General features: G+C 70.0%; 13 protein-coding genes and 1 pseudogene. 8 read left to right on the forward strand and 6 right to left on the reverse strand.

Annotated elements, in window-relative coordinates; genetic code table 11:
• From Air01nite_RS06345 to Air01nite_RS06355, 3 genes are all read right to left on the reverse strand, one after another.
• Positions 1-1,909, reverse strand: a 1,909-nt coding sequence (locus Air01nite_RS06345) for an ATP-binding protein (RefSeq protein WP_203700930.1), incomplete at its 3' end; no start/stop codon positions are given.
• Between the two features lie 76 nt (positions 1,910-1,985).
• On the reverse strand, positions 1,986-2,966 hold the full coding sequence (gene trpS / locus Air01nite_RS06350) for a tryptophan--tRNA ligase (RefSeq protein WP_203700933.1): 981 nt from the start codon (positions 2,964-2,966) through the stop codon (positions 1,986-1,988).
• 175 nt (positions 2,967-3,141) lie between these two features.
• Positions 3,142-3,771, reverse strand: a complete 630-nt coding sequence (locus Air01nite_RS06355) for a CGNR zinc finger domain-containing protein (RefSeq protein ID WP_203700935.1) — start codon at positions 3,769-3,771, stop codon at positions 3,142-3,144.
• 79 nt (positions 3,772-3,850) lie between these two features.
• Between Air01nite_RS06355 and Air01nite_RS06360 the strand changes: the two genes are divergently transcribed.
• From Air01nite_RS06360 to Air01nite_RS06375, 4 genes are read left to right on the forward strand one after another with little or no spacing between them, the layout of a single operon-like run.
• Positions 3,851-5,056, forward strand: coding sequence for an MFS transporter (locus Air01nite_RS06360; RefSeq protein WP_203700937.1), 1,206 nt, complete (start codon positions 3,851-3,853; stop codon positions 5,054-5,056).
• A 29-nt stretch (positions 5,057-5,085) separates the two neighbouring features.
• Positions 5,086-6,363, forward strand: a complete 1,278-nt coding sequence (locus Air01nite_RS06365; RefSeq protein ID WP_203700939.1) for a sensor domain-containing phosphodiesterase — start codon at positions 5,086-5,088, stop codon at positions 6,361-6,363.
• 51 nt (positions 6,364-6,414) lie between these two features.
• Positions 6,415-7,227: a hypothetical protein gene (locus Air01nite_RS06370; protein WP_203700941.1), complete on the forward strand. Its 813-nt coding sequence runs from the start codon at positions 6,415-6,417 to the stop codon at positions 7,225-7,227.
• The gene (locus Air01nite_RS06375) at positions 7,208-7,939 is read left to right on the forward strand and encodes a hypothetical protein (RefSeq protein ID WP_203700943.1); all 732 of its coding nucleotides are present in this window, start codon (positions 7,208-7,210) and stop codon (positions 7,937-7,939) included. The genes Air01nite_RS06370 and Air01nite_RS06375 overlap by 20 nt, the downstream gene beginning before the upstream one ends.
• Positions 7,940-7,946: 7 nt before the next feature.
• On the opposite strand, the gene Air01nite_RS06380 is transcribed toward Air01nite_RS06375, so the two are convergent.
• Both Air01nite_RS06380 and Air01nite_RS06385 read right to left on the reverse strand, forming a co-directional pair.
• A complete protein-coding gene (locus Air01nite_RS06380; RefSeq protein ID WP_203700945.1) occupies positions 7,947-8,891 on the reverse strand; it encodes a hypothetical protein in 945 nt (314 codons plus the stop codon).
• An 18-nt stretch (positions 8,892-8,909) separates the two neighbouring features.
• The gene (locus Air01nite_RS06385; protein ID WP_203700947.1) at positions 8,910-10,697 is read right to left on the reverse strand and encodes an AfsR/SARP family transcriptional regulator; all 1,788 of its coding nucleotides are present in this window, start codon (positions 10,695-10,697) and stop codon (positions 8,910-8,912) included.
• 297 nt (positions 10,698-10,994) lie between these two features.
• On the opposite strand from Air01nite_RS06385, the gene Air01nite_RS06390 reads away from it, so the two are divergent.
• From Air01nite_RS06390 to Air01nite_RS41850, 4 genes and pseudogenes are all read left to right on the forward strand, one after another.
• Complete coding sequence (locus tag Air01nite_RS06390; RefSeq protein WP_203700949.1) at positions 10,995-19,580, forward strand: golvesin C-terminal-like domain-containing protein; 8,586 nt, start codon at positions 10,995-10,997, stop codon at positions 19,578-19,580.
• A gap of 17 nt (positions 19,581-19,597) precedes the next feature.
• Positions 19,598-20,218 (forward strand): hypothetical protein, encoded by a 621-nt coding sequence (locus tag Air01nite_RS06395; protein WP_203700950.1) that lies wholly within the window; start codon positions 19,598-19,600, stop codon positions 20,216-20,218.
• Positions 20,219-20,344: 126 nt separating this feature from the next.
• On the forward strand, positions 20,345-20,770 hold the full coding sequence (locus Air01nite_RS06400; protein WP_203700951.1) for a hypothetical protein: 426 nt from the start codon (positions 20,345-20,347) through the stop codon (positions 20,768-20,770).
• Between the two features lie 142 nt (positions 20,771-20,912).
• Positions 20,913-21,245, forward strand: a pseudogene (locus tag Air01nite_RS41850) (Imm7 family immunity protein); the annotation flags it as partial.
• A gap of 94 nt (positions 21,246-21,339) precedes the next feature.
• Here Air01nite_RS41850 and Air01nite_RS06410 read toward each other — a convergent pair.
• The gene (locus Air01nite_RS06410) at positions 21,340-22,584 is read right to left on the reverse strand and encodes an endonuclease/exonuclease/phosphatase family protein (RefSeq protein WP_239090532.1); all 1,245 of its coding nucleotides are present in this window, start codon (positions 22,582-22,584) and stop codon (positions 21,340-21,342) included.
• Positions 22,585-22,789: the final 205 nt, after the last annotated feature.

The raw sequence follows: 22,789 nt of genomic DNA on the forward strand, positions 1-22,789 counted from the left end.
GCGCGCCCTGGTCGTCGCCGACCTCCCGGGCCGTGACCGCCGCCGTCCACAACAGCTCGGCCTGGGCCTGGGTGTCGAGGCCATCGACGGTCGGCAGGAGCGCGTCGATCCAGTCCCGCGCCTCGCCGAGGTGGTCCCGCTGCGACCAGAACGGCCACAGCACGCGGAACAGGTGGGGCAGCGGCTGGGGGTCGTGGTCCAGGTACCAGCGCACGGCGGCGGCCAGGTTGCCCGCCTCGGCCTGCAGCCGCTCGACCCACTCGCGCTGGCCGGCACCGCGCAGCCGGCGGTCCGCCTGCCGCGCCACCGACTGGTAGTGGTCGGCGTGCCGGTGCCGGATGCGCGCGACGTCGGAGCGGGCCGTCAGCCGCTCGGCGACGAACGCGCGGACGGTCTCCAGCATCCGGCACCGGGTGCCGAGCTCGGTGTGGTCGAGCTGGATCAGGCTGTGCCGGGCCAGCGCGTCCGTCAGGTCCAGGGTCTGTGTCTCGCCGAGGTTGGCGACGTCGGCGGCGGCTTCGACGGTCCAGCCGTCCACGAACACGGCGGTGGTCTCCAGCAGCGAGCGCTCGGAACCGTCGAGCAGGTCGATGCTCCACTCGACCGTGGCCCGCAGGGTGCGCTGCCGCCGCGGGACGTCCGCAGCGCCGGTGCCCAGCGCGTCGAGCGACGTGGTCAGCCGGCTCAGCAGGGACGCCGGGTCCAGCAGCCGGGTGCGCGCGGCCGCCAGCTCGATGGCCAGCGGCAACCCTTCGAGGCGGCGGCAGATCTCGGCCACCGCGGCGGAGTTGCGGTCGGTGAGCGTGAAGTCGTAGCGCACCGCCCGGGCGCGGTCGACGAACAGCGCCACCGCCGGTGTCGCGGCGAGCTCCTCGATGGACATCGTGCTGGGTTCGGCCGGCAGCGGCAGCGGCGGCACCGGATATTCCCGCTCGGCCCGCAGCTCCAGCACCGTGCGGCTGGTGGCCAGGATCGTCACGCCGGGGCAGCGGGCGAGCAGCTCGCCGAGGTCGGCGGCGGCGTCGAGCGCCTGCTCCATGTTGTCGAGGATCAGCAGCCAGCGTTCGTCGCCGAGGTGCCCGGTCAGCGCGCGCAGCGGGGTGTCCGTGCCGGCCAGGTCGGCGCCACACTGGCGGGCGATCCCGGCGATGACCTGGTCGGGTTCGGTCGCACCGGCCAGCGGGACGAACACGACGCCGGCTGGGAAGCGGTCGCGCGACCGTTCGGCGGCGGCGATCGCGAGCCGGGTCTTGCCGACACCGCCGGGACCCGTCAGCGTCACCAGCCGCTCGTCGGTGCGGGTGAGCAGGCCGGCCACCTCCTGGATGGCCCAGCCGCGGCCGACCAGCGAGGTCCGGCCCACGGGCAGCGGTGCCGTGGTGCGCGGCGGCGGCTCGCCGGCCGGTGCGGGGCGCCCGGCGGCGAACCGTTCGCTGAGCAGTGTGGCGAGGTCGTGGCTGACCAGCCGGCTCAGCTCGGCGGCGTCGCGGAACTGCCGGTAGGAGGACGGCGCCGCGTCGCGGATGTGCGCGAGCAGGTCGGCCAGGCGGGAGTCGCGCTCCGGTGCCGGTTCCTTGACGTACACGAGCCGGGGCAGGGCGCGGGCCAGGTCGAACTCGTCCTCGAGACCGGAGATCTCCATGCCGGAGCCGATCCAGCCGTACTCCTGCCAGTAGAGGCCGACGAAGATGTCGCTCTGCGCCAGGTAGGCGCGGTAGACCGCCTGCGGCGGATGGGGTCGGGCGCCCTGCTCGAACATCACGGGCGTGAGCCGCAGCGCGTTGATGGCCTGCGCGACCGCCATCCGCTCGTCGGCCAGCTCCCGCAGCGTCGAGCTGACGAAAACCCGCAAACGTTGATCCGGGGTACGGATCACCGCGTCGAACTCCTGTGCTGCTGGCCTCCCCACGGCACCAGTGTCGTGCGAACCCGGCGCCGGTGGGCACGGATCGGCGGTGACACGATGCGTATGTGACCACTGCGACTCACGTGGGCAGCAGACCGATCGCCGCCCGGGTCCGGCGCACCGTTTCGCCGGCTCGTTCCCGTGCGCGGCCGGCGCCGGCGCGCAGCACGTCGCGGACGTGGTCGGGGCGCGCGGCCAGCTCTCGGTAGCGCTCCTGGATCGGGGCGAGGGTGTCGACCACGGCGTCGGCGACGGCCGTCTTGAGCTCGCCGTAGCGGTCGAACGTCTTCGCCAGGTCGCGCGGGTCGTGGTGCGTGCAGCCGCCCAGGATGTCGAGGAGGTTGGCGACGCCGGGTGAGCGCTCCGGGTCGTAGGTGACCGTGGTGCCGGCGTCCGTGACTGCCCGCATGATCTTGCGGCGGAGCTGGTCGGGTTCGTCGAGCAGGCGCAGCGCGCCGGCCGCCGACGACGTCGACTTGCTCATCTTCTCCTTCGGCGCCGACAGGTCCATCACCCGCGCGGCGACGGCCGGGTTCACCGCGCGGGGCACGGTGAACGTCTCGCCGTAGCGGGCGTTGAACCGGGTGGCCAGGTCCCGGGCCAGCTCGACGTGCTGGCGCTGGTCTTCGCCGACCGGCACCTCGTCGATGTCGTACAACAGGATGTCGGCGGCCATCAGGATCGGGTACGTCAGCAGCGAGGTGCGGATGTGTTCCTGGCGGCGGGACTTCTCCTTGAACTGGATCATGCGCTGGGCCTCGCCGTACCCGGTGACGCACTCCAGCAGGTAGTGCAGTTCGGTGTGCTCGGGCACGTGCGACTGGACCATGAACAGGCACGCGTCGGGGTCGACGCCGGCGGCCAGGAGCAGCGTGGCGAACTCGAGCGTGCGTCGTCGCACGTCGGCGGGCTCGTGGTCGAGGGTCAGCGCGTGCAGGTCGGAGACGAACACGACCGTGTCGGCGTCGTGCTGCGGTCCGATGATCGGGCGCATGGCGCCGAGGTAGTTGCCCAGGTGGAGGTCGCCGGAGGGGGTGAATCCGGTGATTCGTCGTGGCATCGGTTGGCTCCCGTCGTGCGGTGGGTGCCGCCGTGCTCGGGGTGACCGAGGCGCTGGATAGCGCGAAAACGGCCGCCCGAACCGGGCGGCCGCGTGGTGAGTGCGCGGATGGTCTGTGCCGCCCCGGTCAGGAGCGCCACCAGCCATTGAGGGTCATCCGCATGCCACGACGATATCAGGCGGGCCGCGTCGCCCGCGTCCGTCGGGCGGTCACGTAGCGGCGCATCTTCTCGGCGGTGCCGCAGTCGTCCATGCTGCACCAGCGGCGGCTGCGGTTCTTGCTCTCGTCGTGGAACAGGAAGCGGCAGCCGCCGCAGCCCTTGATCCGGTCGAGGGTGCCGGTCCGCAGCAGCGCGACCGCGGCGTGGATCACGGGTCGCAGCGGGCGGGCGAGGGTGTGGTCGTCGCGCCAGGTCCAGCCGAACGTGTCGGTCGTGCGCACGAGTCGGGCGTGGCCGAGGGCGTCGGCGGCGTCGTCGCGCAGGCGGATCAGCGCCTCGCCGTCGGGGCTGCCGCCGTCGGCGAGCGCGCGGAAGAGGTGGTCGAGGTAGTCGCGGGTGTCGTGCGCGCGCGCCAGCGCGTCCCGGGCGGCGTCGGGGTCGTCGCCGGCTGTTCGCAGCAGCGTCGCGGCGTCGGGTTCGTCGAGCGCGCCGGCGTGGACGGCCCAGGCGGCGAGGCTCGCGTAGTCGGTGAGCAGGTCGTCGTCCGGCGGCCCGACCGGTGGGCCGCTGCGGCTGTTGACGAAGTCCAGCGCGAGGTTGCCGCCCACCAGGCGCATCCGGGTCACGTCGCCGACTGTTTCCATCAAAACTCACTTTACCAGTTGACCCCTGTCGCGCGCGCCTCTAGCGTTTCTCCCATAACCTGTTTAGGAGGAAACAGCTATGCGGCGAGCAGTCGGAGCGCTGGTCGGCCTGGCCGGCGGGACCTTCCTCTACACCGTGGCCGAGGCGCTGCCGATCGGGCTGCTCCTCCCGATGGCCGCCGACCTGTCGGTCGCGCCGGCGCGGGTCGGCATGCTGATCACGGTGTACGGCGCCGTCGTCGTGATCGCGTCGATCCCCTTGACGGCGCTGGCCCGCCGAGTCCCGCGCCGGCTCCTGCTGTCGGCGCTGCTGGCGGGCTTCGTCGTCAGCACCGCCGCGATGGCCGTCGCGGACACGTTCGCGCTGCTCGTGGCGGCCAGGGTCGCGACCGCTGCGACGCACGCGCTGTTCTGGGCGGTCGTGGTGCCGGCGGCCGCGGAACTGTTCCGGCCCGGGCTGCGCGGCCGGGTGGTCGCGGTCGTCTTCGCCGGCGGCAACGTCGCACTCGTGCTGGGTGTGCCCGCCGGCACCTGGCTGGGGGAGCGCGCGGGCTGGCGCGCGTCGTTCCTCGCGGTGGCCGGGCTGGGCGCGCTGGTGCTGGTCACGGTGGCGGCGCTGCTGCCGTCGACGCGCCCCGACGAGGGCCACGCCGCCCGCGGTTCGGCACCCGACGCGCGCCGGTTCTGGCTGCTGGTCGGCGTCGCCGTGCTGACGACCGCGGGCGCCATCGCGGCGTACACCTATGTCGCCCTGTTCGTCACCGAGATCAGCGGGCTGCCCGCGCCGTCGGTCGGCGCGATCCTGCTGGTCCGCGGCATCGCCAGTGTGCTGGGCATCCTGGCGTTCGGTGCGGTGGTCGACCGCGACCCCTGGCGCGCCCTGGTCTGGACCGTCGGGCTGCAGGCGGCGGCCCTGATCGGGCTGTTCGCCCTGGGCCACCAGCCCGCCGCGGCGGTCGTCCTGCTGTCGGTGTCCGGCCTGGCGTTCGCCGCGTTCACGGCGGCGCTCGGCGGCCTGGTGCTGCGGGTCGCACCCGGCCGGTCGGACCTGGCCGCCGCGACACTCTCGGCCGCGGTCAACGTCGGCATCACCGCGGGCGCCTTGTGCGGGAGCCTGGCGCTGCCGGCGCACGGTGTGCGCAGCACGGTCCTGATCGGCGCGGCCTTCGCGGTCGTCGCGCTGGTGCTGGCGCTGGCGGAACGCGTGGTACCGCGCCCGGTATCGGGCCGGGGCGCCGTGTTTGCGGCCGATGAGCGGATTGCCTGTGCGCGAAGTCGTGGGTGAAGGACGCGCTTTTCGCGCATTGTTGAGGTATGGCCGTCGACGAAGAGTTTCTGCCCGATGCCGAGTTCGAGGCCATCATGCGCGATGAGCTCATCGAGACGGTGTTCCAGCCCGTGGTGTCGCTTGTGGACGAACGACCCGTGGGGTTCGAGGCGTTCGCGCGCGGGCCCGAGGGGCGCTATCACAGCGCGGCCGCGCTGTTCCAGGCCGCTGCCGACGCCGGGCGGGCGATCGAGCTCGACGAGCTGTGCGCGCATCTGTCCACAAGGGAGTTCCGGGCCGCCGGGATGACCGGGCTCGCGCTGTTCGTCAACCTCAACCCCGAGACGCTCAGCAGCGAGCCGGGCGACAGCGTCGCACCCGCGTACGCCGATCTCATGGACGAGGCCGACGTGGTCGTGGAGATCACCGAGCACGCGGTGACCCGCCGCCCGGCCGGGTTGCTCGACGCGGTGCTGGACGCGCGGCGGCGCACCGCCCGGATCGCGCTGGACGACATCGGCGTCGACCCGGCGAGCCTGGCCGCGATGCCGCTGATCAACCCGGACGTCGTCAAGCTCGACCCCAGCATCATCCGGGGGACCACCGGCTCCGTCTCGCACGTCATCAACGCCGTGCTCGACGACGCGAAGCGGCGGGGTGCGCAGATCGTGGCCGAGGGCGTGGAGAAGCCCGAGCACGTGAAGACCGCGCGGGCGCTGGGCGCGACCTTCGCACAGGGTTTTCTGTTCGGCCGGCCCGGACCCCTGCCGGAGATGATCCGCCCGTCCGACCAGCGACTGGCCCGGGTGGAGCCGCGCAGCATCGCCCGGGCGACGCCGTACGACGTGCTGGTGCGCACCGAGGCCGTGCACCCGACCTCGGCCGGGCAGCTCAACGCGATGTCGGCGCAGATCGAGGACAGGGCGCTGGAGGCGACCGACCCCGCGATCCTCGTCGTCAACATCGGCGACCTGGTCAACCTGACCGACGACAGCCTGATCCGGTACGCGTACCTGAACAGCATCGGTGTCGAGGTCTTCCTGCTCGGCCACGGCATCCCGTTCACGCCGGGCGGCCGGGTGCGCGGCATCCCGCTCGCCGAGGACGACCCGCTGCGCCGGGAGCGGGCGACGCTGCTGGTCGGCACCCGCTACGGCAGCGGCGTGTTCGCCCGCCGGCGGCGTGGCGGCGACGGTCCCACCTATGACGCGGGCACCTGCTACGACTGGGACCGGGTCATCGAAGCCACTCTGCCTCTGGTCAGCCGCGTGAAGAACGAGCTCGCCTCGCGCGGTGACGACGCGCCGCCCGGTGACGCTAGGTAAGCGGGCGCCACCCCAGCCCTGGGGCGCCGTCGCGCCCAGAGGGAAGGGGTCATGGAGGGGTTCCTGCACGCCCTGGCGTCGTTCGGGCCCGGTGGCGCCGGTGAGGTGGGGCGGACCTGGCTGCGGTCGGGCGCCGAGCGCCTGCTGGGCAACCTGGCCGAGCTCGACGGGAAGACACCGGGCGTCGCGGGCCGGATCATGGTGGCGGCACGACCGTCGGATCCGCTGCGTTCCCGCCCCTTCTCGCGGACCGGTTGGGAGGCGGCCCTGGCGGCGTCGGCCACGGACCCGGTCCACGTCTCCGTGGGCCTGTTCTCGCGAAGCCCCGACGCCGTCTACACGTCGATCACCGTGGGCGTCGCGGCGGCGCGGTTGTTCGTCTCCGCCAACCCCGGGCCGGGCTTCGACCCCGCGGTGCACGCCGGGCAGTGGGTTGACTTCCTGTGCGCCGTGCTCGACACCGCGGACCCGGCGTACGCCCAGATCAGCGACCGGGTCGGCAGCGAGGTCGACACCGCGCTGGAGATGTTCCTGAGCCGCTCACGGATCTCCGCGGCGGAGAGCCGGAAGGCCTTGCGCGGGTACGCGTGGGTGACGGTGGTGCCGAAAGAGCTCGTGGACCATCTCGGCGGCGCGGCCGCGCTGGCCCGTTCGGACGCGGTGGTGCTGGCCCGCCCCTTGTCGGCCGGCGGGGTGCTGTTGCAGGCGACACCTACGGCGGCGGACTTCGACGACGACGCCCTGCACCGCCTGTTCCGCCTGCTCGCACCGGTCCTCCCGGCGGGCCTCCCGCGCCCGCTGCCCGGCTGGGAAGGCCTGCCGGTCGTCATCGAGGACGCGCGTCGTGTTGACGCTGCTGGATGAGCAATACGCCCCGATCACCAAGCGGATCGGGTTTCTCCGGGTGCCGCTGGACGTTGCAGCTGAGGGGTTGGCCGCCTGGCGGCACGAACTGCACGGGAAGGCCGCCGCCGAGCCGGTCGACGGAGACCTGCCCAGCGCCCTGCGCACCCTGGAACCACTGACTCTCACCGTCCGGCCGCGCGAGCTTCTCGTGGCGACGCGGTCGGACTGGACGGCGTACTTCGACTGCGGTGCGAACGGCTCGGACCCGATCAGCGCGGTGGGCTACCTGTCGCGGCGGTTGAAATGTTCCGGCCTGGCCATCTGCAGCGCGCCGCACACGCTGGGCACCGGCCTCGAGGTGGGTGGACGCTACGGCGCCGTGCAGTTCGAGCTCTTCGGACCGGAGTGGACCGACTTCATCAACTACGTCCGCACGGTGTCGGTCGCGCACGACGGTGACAGCCGCTGGAGGTTCGATGCCGCGGGACAGGTGCAGGAGTTCGAGGACGTCGAGAGATACGCCCTGCGGCGGGTCCGCGATCGGTTCACCAGCGAGATGTTGGCCAGCTACTGCGCCGCGCTCGGGATCCGGCCTTTCGACCCTGACTTCTACGCCGGGCCGGGCGTGCTGGTGACCAGCCCCGCACCCGACGCCCCCGAGCTCACGCTCCAAGACGCCCAGGAACGGCTGGGCATCAAGCCGGGGGTGGCCGCGCAGATCCCGGGTTGACCGGGCGCTACGGCACCGGGATTGCCGGCCTGATCAGCACGCGGTCGAGCAGGTCGCTGTCCGTGCGCAGAAACTGCTCGTAGTAGGGGTCCCGGTAGGCCGTGGCGAGGGTCAACCACGCGGGGAACCCACCGATTCCCGAGTGCGCCATGGCCCCGCCGTCACCGCCGCGGGCCACGGCCGGCTCGGCCGTCCATTCGTCGTCGTACGGGTTCTGGCCGATCTGGAGCCCGAACAGGTTGGGCTCCCGGTGCGGGCCGACCGACAGCGTGTCCGATGCCCCTCGAGGTGCGGTGTCACCCCACCGGAACAGCGTGGTCGCGCCGGCACCGCACGCGTGCTCCCACTCGTCCGCGGTCAACAGGCGCCGCCCTTCGCGGGCCAGCCGCTCGACGACCTCCGCGTGGGTCGGTGTCCGGATGAACCACGCCCGTTCGATCGTCCAGTCGTCGCGGACGACGGCGGCGGCGCGGCCCGCCGACTTAACGTGGTAGTGCCTCTGACCGCCCAGGTCGCCGCGCACGGCGCGCGCCTCGGTGACCAGCTTGACGATCATGGGATCGTCGACCGGTGCCGGCACCGCCGCGGCGTCGACGGCGCTCACGGCGACGAGCAGCGACGGCACCACGACCTGGCGCGCGGGCGAGGTCCTCGCGGCGACATAGGCCTGAATGTCGTCAACGACGTTGAGTTGATCGGCCACCGCCGCGAAACTGCGTCGCTGCCGCTGGTCGGGTGCGAAGCGCCCCGCGTCGAAGCCGACGGTTGTCGGCCCACCTGGAACGAACGCGAATGGCGTGCCGTCGACGTCGAAGAGCGCGACCTTTCCACGCCGTCCGGCGAACGCGTGGGACCGGACGCCGAGCAGCCGGATCCCGACCTCGTCAGCGATCGCGGACGCACGCCGCAGGGCCGCGGCGTGGTCGAGCGCCGACCATTCCGCCGAATCCATCGTGTGCTCTTCCTTCGGTCAGGCGACTCGCTCCCGGCGGGTGGGAGTCGGCGCTGTGGACACGAGGCGGGGCTGTCGGCTGCTGGGGCCCAGGGCGGACAGTTCGCGCGCGTAGTCGTGGACGAGGTCCGGCAGGACGTAGGCCGACGGGCCGCACAGCACCGCCAGGTGGCCGTCCACCAGGGTGTCGAGGGCGCGGACGGCGTGCATGGTCGGCATCGACAGGCGGGCCGCCAGCCGGTGTGCCGGCGTGGGCGTCGGCCGTTCGGATTCGCCCAGCACCGCGAACGCGCGGGCGGCCTGGTGGTCGTGGCGCAGGGTGGCGTAAGCGGTGGCCAGGCGGTCGCGCACCGACAGGTCCTCGTAGACGAGCCAGTCGAGCCGCTGCCGCTGGTCGCCCAGGATCGCGACCACGGCGCCGATCGACAGTGCCGGGCGTTCGGCGAGGCGGGCGGCGGCGATCCGGAGCGCGAGGGGTGATCCGCCGCAGGCGCGGGCGAGCTCGTGCGGCACCGACGGGTCGACCCCGATCCGGCCGGCGGCGGTCACGAGGGCGCCGGCCTCCGCCGTGGACAGTGGGCCGAGGACCACCCGGCGGGCGCCCTCCAGGCTGCCCAGGCCGCGTTGGGAGACCACGATCAGGGCGGGGCCCGCGGTCGCGGGCAGCAGTTGGCGCACCTGCGCGGCCTCGGTCACGCCGTCGACGACCGTCAGCAGCCGGCGGTCCGCGACGAGCGAGCGGAAGGCGCCGGCCTTCTCGTCGAACCTCGCGGGCACGTCGTCGGCCGGCACGCCCAGCGCGCGCAGGGCACGGGCGATCAACCCGTCCGGCTTCTCCTCCCTGTATCCGGCGTCGATGTAGATCTGGCCGTCCGGGAAGTCCGCTTCGAGCAGGTGCGCGGCCCGCACCGCCAACGCCGTCTTGCCCGCGCCGGGACCGCCGGTGACCACCACCGCGGCAGGATGGGCCGTCCGCGCGGCATCGACCACGCGATCGAGCTCGTCCGCCCGGCCGACGAACGTCGTCGGGTTGGCCGGCAGCTCGCGCGGCACGGCTCGCCGGCTCCGGACCGCGCCGGCCCGCCGGCCGGCGGGCGCACCGCGCGCCAGCTCCGGTGCCCGCGCGAGCATGGCCTGGTGCAGGCGGGCGAGCTCCGCACCCGGCTCGATGCCGAGCTGCTCGGTGAGCACGTCGCGGGCCTCCCGATAGGTGGCCAGCGCCGCCGGTGCGTGACCGCCGCGGTAGAGCGCGCGCATCAGCTGCCCCCACGCGCGCTCGCGCAACGGGTTGGCGGCCAGGTGCCGGCGCAGGCCGCCGACCAGGTCCTCGTCCTCGCCCTCGGCGAGCCGCGCTTCGGTGAGGTCCTCGACCACGTGGACCCGCAGCTCGTCGAGGCCGGTCCAATGCGCGTCCAAGGTGGTGCCGCGGGGCAGGCCGTCGCCGGCGGCGCCACGCCACAACGCCAGCGCGGCGGTCAGCGGTGAGACGGCGGCGTGGTTGTCGCCGGCGGCCACCGCGGCCCGTCCCACGCCCACCAGCCGGAGGAACTCAGTGGTGTCGAGCTCGTCGGCGCCGAGCCTGAGCTCGTATCCGCCGGGGTGCGCGACGACCCGGTCTCCCATGAACTGCCGCAGAGCCGCGACGTGGGTGCGCAAGTTGGGCACGGCCGACGGCGGCGGCGGGCCCGCCCACGCCATCTCGGCCAGGCGCCGCAGCGACACCGGCCGGTTGGCGTCCAGGGCCAGGCCGGCGAGCACCGCACGGCGCTTCGCCGAGCCGAGCGCGGCCCGACTGTCGTCGACCATGAGCTCTACAGTGCCCAGTAATCGAACCTCACAGCGCATGTCCCGGCCTCCCCGTCCGACCACGGAACGCGGCCTCAGGCTAGAGACGCGCACGCAAAGACAACAAGACGTCACTAGGTGCAGCAGGCGTGATAAATGTCAATGTCCTGACGCGGCGTGTCCGGTGACGGCATCGAGGCGAGAAACGCTGCGGACATTGCTCGACATATATCGGTGAAGGTAGATCGGATATAGCCGCCGATATATCTCTCGTTCCTAGTCTCGGTCCGACCTGTTTGCGGGGACCGGAGGTACGGGGTGAACAAGAGACTTCGCGGGCTGTTGATCGTGGCGTTGGTGCTGGCGTTGGTCGTCTCGGTCGGTGGGATGGAGGCGCTGCCGGGGCAGCAGCGTGACCGCACGACCGACTCGGCCGGCGGCGGTTTCGTCGACCGGCTCAGAGACACGGCCCGCGGGATCGTCGGCGGTGGACGATCGTCGGCGCCGCGGTCCGAGGCGGTGAGCGCCGGCATCGCGATGGACCAGCCGGCGCCGGCGGCGAGGGCGTGGCCGGCGCAGAAGCGGGTGAAGGAGCTGCCCGCGAAGCGGACCGCGAACAGTCGGGTGTACGAGCTGTCGGACGGCCGGACCCAGGCGGAGATCTCGGCGACGCCGGTGCACTACCGCGACGCCAAGGGTGCGTACCAGCCGATCGACACGCGGGTGCGGCCGACCCGGCGTGACGGTTACGTCCAGGGCAACTCGACCAACACGTTCACCAGCCTGTTCGGCGACAGCTCGGACCAGTTGGTCCGCTTCACCCGCGACGGGCGCAGCATCTCCCTCGGTCTCGCCGGTCGCACCTCGGCCGCCGTCCCGCGGGTCGACGGCTCGACGGTCACCTATCCGGGCCTCGCGGGCGGCGCCGACGTGGTCTACGACGTGACGTCGAGCGCGTTGAAGGAGAAGATCGTGCTCCGGCGCGCGCCGAGCGGCCCGGTCTCGTACACGTTCACGCTCGACACCGCCGGGCTCGACGCACGCCAACAGGACGACGGTTCCATCGCGTTCGTGCGACCGTCCGGCGGTGCGCCGGCCTTCGTCATGCCGCCGCCGTTCATGTACGACGCCAAGGACGACGCGTCCTCGCCGCACGGCAAGGTGTGGAGCGACAAGGTCACGCAGAAGGTCGACGGTTCGACGGTGACGATCACCGCCGACGCCGCCTGGTTGGCCGACAAGGCCCGCGTCTACCCCGTGGTGATCGACCCGACGATCAAGGTCCAGCCGGTGCCGGCCGACGCGCAGGACACGATGATCTACTCGGCCGAGCCGGCCGTCCCGCGCAACAACACCTACCAGATGCCGGTGGGCACGACCGGATCCGCGGTCTACCGGGCGCTGGTGAAGTTCGACGTGTCGTCGATCCCGCAGAACACGCCGATCGACGACGCGCAGCTGAGCTTGTACTACTCGCAGACCCACACGCAGTACGCCTATGACGTGCCGATGGAGGCGCGGCGGGTCACGGCGGCGTGGGACGAGGGCACGGCGACGTGGAACAACATGAACGCCAACATGGCGGCTCAGCCGGCGGCCAACGTGGTGACCCAGGACGACGGCGACCCGGGCACGTCGGTCTCGGGCACGTGGCCCTACTCGGCCAACGGCACGCTGACCCCGAAGGCGATCAACGCCGACTACCGGTCCAACAGCGACGCGGCGACGGGCAACACGCACACGTGGGTGCCGACGCTGACGGAGTCCGGTGACTACCAGGTCGAGGTCCACTACGTGGGCGCGTTCGACCGGGCGACCAACGCGCCGTACACGGTGTATTTCAACGGCGGGTCGAAGCAGTATTCCGTCAACCAGACCACGCCGGACAGCGCTGGTGCCTGGGTCACGCTCGGCACCCACCCGTTCGTCGCCGGCACGACCGGCCGGGTCGTCCTCGGCGACGTCGCCAGCAAGGCGGTGATCGCCGACGCGGTGCGGTTCACGAAGGCCGGCGCGGTCAAGAAGAACGCGAAGTCCAGCGTGTGGAACACGTTCCCGGTCCGGAACACGGTGCAGGACTGGGTCAACCGCACGTACACGAACCACGGCTTCATGATCAAGGCACTGGACGAGGCGACCAAGAACCGCGGCGGGCCGATCTACGAGGCCTCCGAGTACGCGTACATGAACGACCGGCGGGACTACAACCTGCCCAAGCTGGTCGTCACCTGGGGCAAGCCCGGCGTGGCGGTGAACCCGCCCACCACGGTCACGGCGACGGGTGCGGTTCTGGACTGGCCGGCGTACACCGGTCCGGCGTCGGAGGTGGCCGAGTACCAGGTCCACCGCAGCGTCCACCAGCAGTTCACGCCGTCGTCCGTGACGTTGATCGCGCCGGTCTCGTCGAGCGCCCGCTCCTATCAGGACACGACGGCGGTGCCGACGGCGGCGGACGAGACCGACCCGATGAAGCGGAAGTTCTACTACTACATGGTCGCGGTGAAGCTCACGACCGGTGAGCTGATCGCGGGTCCGACGCAGGCGGCGATGTTGCCGAAGGCCGGCCAGATAACCCGGATCTACCGCACCGGCACCACCGACACCACCCTGTCCGCCGCGCGTCCGACCGAGAACGTCGACGTGTACGACGGGGACCCGTACGTGGGGCCTGGCAACAACTCCACCGTGTACGGCGACAGCCGCGGTGTGGTGACGTTCCCGACGCTGACCGGCATCCCGGCTGACGCGCGGGTCGTCGACGCGCAACTGCGCATGTTCAACACTTCGCTGTTTCCGGGCACGGACACCGACGAGTACATCGACGTCTACCGCCTGACGAAGACGTTCGACGAGACCACCGCGACCTGGCAGCGGGCGTCGACGGCGACCGCGTGGACAACCGCGGGCGGCGACTACGACACGTCGTGGAAGGCCGGCAACAACGGGTTCACGAACGACCCGGAGTGGGCGACGTGGGACGTCACGCCGCCGGTGAAGGGCTGGGTCTCCACCCCGACCAGCAACACCGGCTTCCTCCTCCGGATGCGCGACGAGGTCGGCGCCACCGCCCGAGCGATGCTGCTCTCCTCCGAGAGTGAGGAGCCGCTGCTGCGCCCGACGCTCGAGGTCACGTACCTCGAGCAGAACGCCGAGTCGACGTACTACGCCGCGACCACACCGAAGATCGTGGCACCGACGGCGACGTACAGCGTGCCGGTCAGCCTGTCGAATCCCACCTTGGCGGACTGGAACCCGACCGACTGGGAGCTGTCGTACCAGTGGAAGACCGCTGACGGGCAACTCGTGCAGGACGCCTCCGCCCAAGCGGTGACCGCCCTGCCGCGCACGGTGCCGCCCGGGGGCACGGTCGACATGACCGCACAGGTCAAGACACCGCCGTCGTCGGTGGACGGCAACAAGCGCACCGACTTCACCCTCAACTGGCAGCTGCGTAACAAGCTCACCGGCAAGTGGCTGTCGGAGACCACCCCCATCCAGGCGTTGCCACAACAGGTCGCGGTCGAGGAGCCGACCTCCGACCAACTCGGGCTGGAGAAGTTCTACAACTACGCGGGCAAGAGCACCGGTGCCGGCGGCACGCTGATGAACAACCTCTATGCCGGCAACACCGTCTGGTCGTACGACGCGTTCACCAACCCGTCCCGTGGGCTGTCCACGTTCGTGCGGCTGGCCTACAACTCGCTTGACACGTCGGACACGGTGGCGGGTTACGGCTGGTCGTTGCAGGCCAGCAGCCTGATGCGGTTGGGCACCCCGCTGGACTTCCATCCCAACCCGAACCCGACCAAGGTCACGCTGACCGACGGTGACGGCACGAGCCACTGGTTCACCTGGGACGCCGCCGCGGGGGAGTGGAAGAGCCCGAAGGGCGTCCACCTCTACCTGCAGCGCAACGCGTCGGCGGTCTGTGACAACAAGTCGCAGGACCGGCGGGCGTGGTCGATGACGCGGCCGGACCGCACGCAGTTCTTCTTCGACTGCGACGGCTATCTGTCGGTGGTCGCCGACAACAACGGCAACGAGATGACGTTCACGTACGAGGAACGCAAGTCGAACAACAAGCCGACGAAGTTCCTCAAGTACCTGACGGACCCGACCGGCCGGCAGACGCTGACGATCGACTACTACGCCAAGGGTCAGGGTTACTCGTACATCGACGACGTCACGTGGACGAAGAAGTCCGCGACGAACCTGACCAACCCGAAGATCATCGACCACGTCTCGGCGGTCACGGACATCTCCGGGCGGAAGATCACGTTCACGTACACCGACAAGGGACTGCTCGGTGAGCTGATCGACGGGTACGGGTCGACCAAGGGCGCGCCGAAGGTCTTCGCGTTCCGGTACGACATGACGCAAGGCAACAAGAACGTCAAGCTCGTCAGGGTCACCGACCCGCGCGGCAACGCGACCAACCTCGCCTACTACTCGCCGCCGCAGGACGACCCGAAGTTCCACTGGGCGACCAAGACCTACACCGACCGGCTCGGCTTCCCCTCCACCTTCGCCTACACCGACCCGGACGGGCCGCAGGGCAAGGCGATCCACACCACCGTCACGGACGCCGAGAACCACGCGACGGCGTACCAGATGGATGGTTTCGGTCGTCCGGTCCAGACCACCAACGCCAGAGGCGAGACCACCGCACTCCAATGGGACGACGACCACAACGTCATCCGGCTCGAAGAGGACAACGGCGCGGTCTCGACCTGGGTGTACGACCAGAAGACCGGCTACCCGACCGAGACCAGGGACGCGGAGGCGGTCCGCAACGGCACTCCGGGCACGGTGCTGACCTACCAGCGCCAGCTCAACGGCTACGTCGCCGATCTCACCACGAAGGTCAGCCCGGAGGGGCGCACGTACACCTTCGGCTACGAGACCGACGGTGATCTCGCCTGGACGGTCGACCCGATCGGCAACACCACGACCGACCCGGACGACTACAAGACCTCCTACACCTATGACGCGTTCGGGCAGATGCTGACGGCGACCGACGCCAACGGCAACGTCACGAAGAACGACCTGTTCGACGCGAACGGCTACCCGCGGAAGATCATCGACGCGAAGACGAAGAAGACCGACTTCGTGTACGACGAGCGCGGTCAGGTCAAGACGGTCACCGACGCGTACGACAAGGTGACCTCGCAGGAGTACGACACCTTCGGCCGCCTTCTGGAAGGCCGGGTGCCGAAGGACCAGGCGGCCGGCGACTTCGTGATCACCCCGGCGCCCGAGTACGACCAGAACGACAACATCGTGAAGTCGTTCGCCCCGAACGGCGCGTTCGGCACGGCGTCGTACGACCCGGCCGACCAGATCGAGTACACCCTCTCGCCGGTCGACCAGGCGGGCGACCCGCAGCGCAAGACGTCGTTCACGTACGACAAGGTCGGCAACCTGAAGACCACGACCGAGCCGAAGGGCAACCTGAGCCCGGAGGCCGGCGACTTCGTCACCACGAACGCCTACGACGAGATCTACCAGCTCAGCAGCGTGACCAACGCCAAGGGCGAGAAGGTCACCTACGAGTACGACAGCGTCGGCAACGTCAAGAAGGTGGTCGACCCGCGCAAGAACGCGTCGGCCTCGACCACCGACTACACGACCGTCTACGACTACGACTCGGCACACCGGGTCACGAAGGTCACCGACGCCATCGGCAAGTTCACCACCACCAGGTACGACCGGGACGGTCTCGTCACCGCGAAGACCGACCAGCTCGGCAACACCACCGAGGCTCTCCTCGATCGGCGGGGCAAGCCGAGCGAGGTGAAGGTGCCGCACAAGAACGAGAGCGGCGTCATCACCTACCGGATCACGAAGTACGAGTACGACGAGGTCGGCAACCAGACGCGGGTGATCAGCCCGCGGGGTGTGGCCACCACCGACGATCCGGACGACTTCGCCGCGGTCACCGTCTACGACGAGCTCAACCGGGTGAAGGAGACCCGCACCCCGTACGACAAGGACGACGCCCGCTACAAGACCGCGAACGTCACCACCTACGACTACGACGACGTCGGCCGCATGACCCGGCTCAGCGCGCCGCCGTCATCGGGCGAGTCGACCCGCAACGACACGACGTACACCTATTTCGACAACGGCTGGACGAAGGCCAGCACAGACCCGTGGGACATCCTGACCACCTACGACTACGACAAGCTCGGCGGACAGACCCAGCGGACGGTGACGTCGGCGGGCGGCTCGTCCAACCGGGTGATGACGTGGTCGTACTTCCCCGACGGGAAGCTCGCGGGCCGGACCGACGACGGCGTGCCGGTCGGCAAGCAGGTCGTCCTGGTCGACAACTCCGATTTCAACAACGTCGCCACCACCGGCACCTGGACGGCCGCGACCTCGGCGGCGTCGAAGTACGGCCCGAACTACGCCACCCGCCCGGCGGGAACCGGCGCGAACACGTTCACCTGGGCGCTCAACGTGCCGCAGGCGGGCACGTACGAGGTGTTCGCCCGCTACCCGCAGGTGACCGGCGCCGCGACCGACGCGAAGTACACCGTCAGGCACGGCGGCGGTTCCACCGTGAAGACGGTCAACCAGGCCTCCGGCGCCGGGGCGTGGGTGAGCCTCGGCTCGTACAGCTTCACCGAGGGCAACAGCCACGCGGTGTCGCTGTCCGACCAGGCGAACGGCACCGTCGTCGCGGACGCGGTCAAGGTGGTCCGGACCAACACCGGGGAGACCGACGACGAGAAGGTCACCTACGCCTACCGGTACGACGCCAACGGCAACGTGGAGACCATCACCGACTCGTCGCCGAACGCCCGCATCGACACGTACGCGGTCGTCTACACCGGACTGAACGAGGTCAGGTCGGTCACCGAGAGCAAGTCGGGGACGGTCAAGAACACCACCGCGTTCACCTACAACGAGAACAGCGCACCGCTGACCACCGAGCACGACAAGCAGTTCGCCAGCTACGGCTACGACGAGCGCGACCTGGTGTCGACGGTGGTCAACGGCACGTCCGCCACGGACCCGGGCAAGAAGACGACCACCTTCACCTACACCGACCGGGCTGAGAAGGCGAAGGAGACGAAGGGCAACGGCAACACCGTCGAGTACACGTACTACCTCGACGGTCTGCAGAAGAGCCAGGTCGAGAAGAAGCAGCCCAGCGGGTACGTGGTCGCCGAGCACTCGATGGCGTACGACCTCAACGGCAACCGGGTCTCGGACAACAACAAGAAGATGCGGGCGGACAACGCCTCCGCCTACGTCTCGAACAACACCACCTACACGTACGACCCGCTCGACCGGGTGGTGTCGGTCAACAAGACCGGTGACACGCCGGGCGACGAGACCTATGTCCACGACGCCAACAACAACGTCATCGACCAGACGATCGCGGGCACCAGGACCACCTTCAACTACGACCGCAACCGGCTGCTGACCGCGACGACGGGCGGCACCACCGCCTCGTACAACTACGACCCGTTCGGCCGGTTGGACACCGTGACCGCGGCCGGCCTGGTGATCGAGAAGAACCGCTACGACGGGTTCGACCACATCGTCGAGAACCGCAGGAACGTCGGCAGCGGCACCACGGTCACCAAGTACACGTTCGACCCGATGGACCGGACCTCCACGAAGACGACCGACGCCGGCGGGGCGAAGGAGAAGACGACCACCTTCAACTACCTGGGTCTGTCGTCGGAGGTGCTGGACGAGGAGGTGGCCGGCGAGCTCACCAAGTCCTACCAGTACTCGCCGTGGGGTCAGCGGCTGTCGCAGATCACGTACAAGGACGACGGGACGCAGGAGGCGGCGTACTACGGGTACAACCCGCACACCGACGTCGAGCAGCTGACCGACGACACAGGCAACACGAAGGCCACGTACGGCTACACCGCGTACGGCAAGGACAACGAGGCCGAGTTCACCGGGATCGACAAGCCCGACGCCGCGGACCCGACCAAGGAGCCGTACAACGCGTACCGCTACAACGCCAAGCGGTGGGACCAGGCGTCCGGCTCGTACGACATGGGCTTCCGCGACTACAACCCGGGCCTGAACCGCTTCCTCTCCCGGGACAGCTACAACGGCGCCCTGTCCGACATGCACCTCGGACTCAACCCGTGGACGGGCAACCGGTACGCCTTCGGCGGCGGCAACCCGATCAGCATGATCGAGCTCGACGGCCACGTGCCCGCCGACGACGTCCTGCCGATCAGCCTGTTGGGAGCCGCGGCCCTCGCGGCCGGCGCCGCGGCGCTCGGGACCGCTGCCCTGGTGGCGCTCCCCGTCATCGCGGTCGTCGGCGTCACCATCTGGGCGCTGAACCAGGACCAGTCCGCCGAGGAGGCGGCGGACGCGGCGGGCATCCACGGCACCCAGGAGGGCGCCGAGGAGCTCCAGGGAATCGCCAAGGAGCTGCAGGACACGCGGGTGCGTATCAAGACGGACGGCACGGAGGACGACTGGGCGAAGCGCAACGGAACCACCTCCGTCATCCGGGTCTGGGACGCGGAGACCGGCGAGTACGTCATCAAGGTGGCCGTCGAGGACCAGGCGATCAAGGCCATGCCGGACGGCTGGGAGGAGATCATCCGCAAGACCGTCGGCGCCGACGTCAAGATCGAGTTCATCCAGAACCTGGGCCATCTCGGGAACGACGTCAGCGCCCACGCCGAGCTGAGCATCCTCGCCACCCTCGGAGCCGGCGAGGTGGTCGTGGAGGGCGGCACGTCGCGGAACATCTGCATAGCCCAATGCAACGCGGCGTTGCAAGGGCGGGGGCTCGAAGTCAACGGGCAAACCTGGCCCGGAGCGTCCGACAAGACCCCATATCGAACGTTCTGGCGACCCATGAACAGCAACAGTTATCCTGTCGGGAGTGGCGAATGGGGCGCAACGCCGTGACGGGAAGAGAGTCACTCGTGGCAATACCGGTTGACGCGGGCCGCCCAGGCGACATCTGGCGACTCCACGCCGACGACCTGCCGGTCCGGATCACGAAGCGACGCAAGGACATGGTGGTGTTCCGGTCGGACGCTGACCCGGCACAGTCGGGTCAGGGGATCGACTCGGCGGACTGGGGCCACACCCTGCAGCGCTTTCGCGAGGATCTGGAAACGCTCGACGCCGGCGACCAGGCGCACGTCTACGTCCCGGAGACGGAGATCTACATCCTCGAGATCGCGACGAACGCGTACAAGGCGTCCGGGAAGGGCTGGGTTGCCTGGAGAGTCGGGCAACCACCCACATCGGAGTTCGCCGACCACGGCCTGTTCTTCGACCCCGCATCGGAATGGAACCTCGACGGTGAGCTGGTCCACCGCCCCTTCCCGATGCTGGACGACGGTGCCCGGGTAACTGACTCCGAGGGTCGTCGGTGGACGTTCACCGCACCCTTCTCGTTCACCGCCGAGAACGGGCGGCGCGGCACGCCGGCCTGGCCGCTGGCGAACGGCGCCGGTGACAGCGACCAGAAGGCCGAGTGGAGCACACGCTCAGGCGTGGGCCCGGACGTCTTCGATCTCGAGTTGCCCAGCTGGTAGGGCTGGCGGCGGTTGCCGGTGAGGTTTCGCCTCACCGGCAACCGCCGCGCCCGACTCCGGAGGGAAGATGCCCCACCTGCGTGGCGGACCTCGCTGCCGTGGCAGGGGACAGGGTGGTGAGAGTTCGTGTCAGATGAGCGGGCGCGGGCGGCCCGAAGCCGTCGGTCCTACCGGTTGCTCGTCCTGTGCTGGCGGGGTTTGTTGATCTCGGCCGCCGTCGGCGCGGCGGCTCAGATTCTGGTTGCCAGCGAACTGATCGGGCGCGGCATATTCCTGGCCGTGATTCTTCCGTGCGTCCTGCTGTTCGTCGTCTGCTGGTTTGTGGTCATGGTGGCGTTCGGCCGCAGATCGCTGTCGCGAGAGGACGCCGTCGAGCTCGCTCGCCAACACTGCATCGCGCAGGGATACGAATGGGTCGCGCCGGTCTCGGTCGCCTGGGGGCTGTTCCGCTACGGGATACGAACCAATGCCGAGCACCGAGGCGGGAACTTCTTCGCCACCGTCGACCGCCGCTCGGGGGAAATCGTTCGCTCGTCTTTCGCCCGCCGGTGATTCGTGGCGACGCCCACCGACGGAGGTCATGGTGGCAGTTCAGGTTGACGCGGGTCGTCCTGGGGCCTGGCCGGCCTTCCGGCCGCCGACCTGCTGAGGATCTCGTCGGCGCCCGCGAGACCGGACTGTCGAGGAGACTGAAATGTACGAGGTGCGCGGCTGGATCGTGCTGTCGACATCCACTGATGGGGACCTGGAAGACCTCCATGGCAATGTTTCCCCAGAGCTGAGGTCTCTCGTCGCAGATGTCAACTCTGCGTCTGTTTGGGCCGATCTTCGCGTTGCCAACGGCGAGGTGACTGTCCTGATCTCCGGACTCGCGAATCGTCGCAGGAAAGAGTCGGAGTCGATAGACGAACTGCTGCTTGCCGTTGCGCGTTCGCTTCCCGGGTCCTGGGGGTTGATTTACGATCGCGATGACGAGACCGAATTGCCTCCTAGGCCCAACGCCTACCGGGTCAGAGTTCTTGCCAGAGGCGTGGTCGAGGTCGGCCGACCATCGAGGACTGACTCTCGCGAGAGGACGCGGTTGCCGGTGAGGTCTGGGCCTCACCGGCAACCGTCGCGAACTACTTCGTGCGGAGGTCGAGCCAGACCAGGCGGTGGTCTGAGCTCGGGAACGGGAACACGCCGGTCAGCCGGAACAGCGGGTCCGACTGGGCCGGCCAGAAGACGCCGCCGCCGCGGATGGACAGGCCCTGGCGCGACGGGAGGACGTAGTCCGCGCGCAGGTTGCCCGGTGCCGTGTCGGCGAAGTCGGCCGTGTCGAAGCGGGGGTCGCTGCGGTGCGTCGCGTTCGCGCCGCCCTGCAACGTCGCCGCTTCCGGTGCGCCCGCGCTCGACGGTGCGAACGCGTCGTCGATCCAGCGGTTGTCCAGCAACTGCTGGGCCGCCCCCGAGATGCTGTCGCCGTCCAGCGGGTCCGAGTTCTGGTCGCCGGCGATCACGAACGACGAGCCCGGCTTGATGCCGCCCCGCCGGCCGCGGTCGTCGTAGATGTACTTGCCCTTGCCCGGCGTCACGTAGTCGGACCAGAAGCCGATCTCGTCGAAGTTGCGCCGCCCGTTGCGGTCCTCCGGGCCGTCGAAGACCGGCGGCGTCGGGTGGGACACGAGGAAGTGGACGGTGCGCTTGCCGATCTCGATCGGCAGGTCCCAGTGGCTCTTCGACGACAGCGGCAGCACCCGCAACTCGTCAGCCGAGTAGAAGCCGTCGGGCAGGAGTGCGCCCGGCATGTCCTTCCACTTGAAGTTCTGGAAGGTCCGCGCGTCCCGCTTGTCGATCGGGAAGCGCGAGTAGACGACCATGCCGAACTGCCCCGGGAACGCCCCGAAGCCGAGCGCGTCGTCGCCGTAGCCGGCCGCACCCGGCGTGGTGACGACGTTCCCGTCGTTGTTGAGGTCGAAGCCCGACGCGATGCCGGTGTTGCTCGGAGCGATGAAATGGTACGGGTAGCGAACGGGCTGGGCCCCGTTCTGGCCGACGGCCAGGTAGTTGTCGCGGAACAGCTCGGCGGCCCGCGGGTCGTAGTCGAACTCGTTGATCAGGACGACGTCGGGCGCCGCCCGCTGGATGATCTCGGCGATCACCCGGGCCTGTGCGTTGTCCGGAGTGGACAGATCGGCGCGGAGCTGTCCGGCGACGCCGCGGTTGAGCGACGCGTTGAACGTCGCGAACCGCACCGACTCACCGGAACCGGAATGCCCGCCGTGCCTGTCGCCGGCCGTGGCCGCCGAGGACCCGCTGAGCAACACGATCGTGGCGATCGCCGCGCCGGCCGCCATGCGCGGCAGACGCGCGAAGGTCAACGACACGATTTCTCCTCTCATGTGGTTGGTGCGCATGGTGACTGTCGTACGGATCGCGGGCCGGCACAACCGCTGAAGCCCAGGCGACCGCCAGCACAACTCTGCGTGCGATCACCGCTGATGACGCCCGCCCGGCGCGCGGACGTCATTCGGCACGACATCAACGTTCACCGATTGTCGGTACGGTCGTCACAGCGAGTGTCGAAGGTGG

Source organism: Asanoa iriomotensis (assembly GCF_016862515.1).
Taxonomy (GTDB): domain Bacteria; phylum Actinomycetota; class Actinomycetes; order Mycobacteriales; family Micromonosporaceae; genus Asanoa; species Asanoa iriomotensis.

Bases quoted from the DNA above. Each gene is read 5' to 3' on its own strand.
- Air01nite_RS06385 (WP_203700947.1), bottom strand. From the start codon at position 10,697: ATGGTCGACGACAGTCGGGCCGCGCTCGGCTCGGCGAAGCGCCGTGCG.
- Air01nite_RS06360 (WP_203700937.1), top strand. From the start codon at position 3,851: ATGCGGCGAGCAGTCGGAGCGCTGGTCGGCCTGGCCGGCGGGACCTTC.
- Air01nite_RS06370 (WP_203700941.1), top strand. From the start codon at position 6,415: ATGGAGGGGTTCCTGCACGCCCTGGCGTCGTTCGGGCCCGGTGGCGCC.
- Air01nite_RS06365 (WP_203700939.1), top strand. From the start codon at position 5,086: ATGGCCGTCGACGAAGAGTTTCTGCCCGATGCCGAGTTCGAGGCCATC.
- trpS (WP_203700933.1), bottom strand. From the start codon at position 2,966: ATGCCACGACGAATCACCGGATTCACCCCCTCCGGCGACCTCCACCTG.
- Air01nite_RS06380 (WP_203700945.1), bottom strand. From the start codon at position 8,891: ATGGATTCGGCGGAATGGTCGGCGCTCGACCACGCCGCGGCCCTGCGG.
- Air01nite_RS06355 (WP_203700935.1), bottom strand. From the start codon at position 3,771: ATGGAAACAGTCGGCGACGTGACCCGGATGCGCCTGGTGGGCGGCAAC.